Below are 500 nucleotides of genomic sequence, written 5' to 3' on the forward strand. Positions count from 1 at the left end.
TTACATCCCTTCCTAAGGTACATCACTGAGCTGCTAATGCCTGGTTCATCGTATACCAAAACTTTAGCTGTATACCGAACATGTCCGGCATCAGTCATTCAGCAAAATGGAGACCACAAACACAAAGGGCTCAAGAAAAAATAAATGGGCAACTGTCTGGATGGATATACACATGTAAACGCAATAACACAGGTCATTCAAACCTTGCATCTTCAATGGCAGTGTAGCTGGAAAGCTCGAAACCGTCGTAAGGTTCCCTACAGCCCTAAACCTTAAGCTTAGTCCAGTTACAGGGCAACTCTCCTTTGGCAGAGGGGTGAATAGAACAGAGCTTCATCTTCACATGGTCTCCCTGCCAATAGAGAGAAGCCCTGAAACTGGACAGCTTAGCCCTTCCAGTATTGATTCTTTCAACAAACGATTTTCTACTCTTTCTTGCCTTTACTGTGTTGCTCTCTCTCTCTCTCTGCCGCATCACAGGATTTATAGGAACATAAATC

At 44.0% G+C, this 500-nt stretch carries 1 protein-coding gene; it reads right to left on the reverse strand.

The features are described from left to right. Positions 1-265: 265 nt before the first annotated feature. On the reverse strand, positions 266-500 hold a 235-nt coding region (locus ACQY8X_RS21260; protein ID WP_428037117.1), incomplete at its 5' end, for a hypothetical protein.

It is taken from the genome of Amphritea sp. (assembly GCF_050300915.1).
GTDB lineage: Bacteria > Pseudomonadota > Gammaproteobacteria > Pseudomonadales > Balneatricaceae > Amphritea.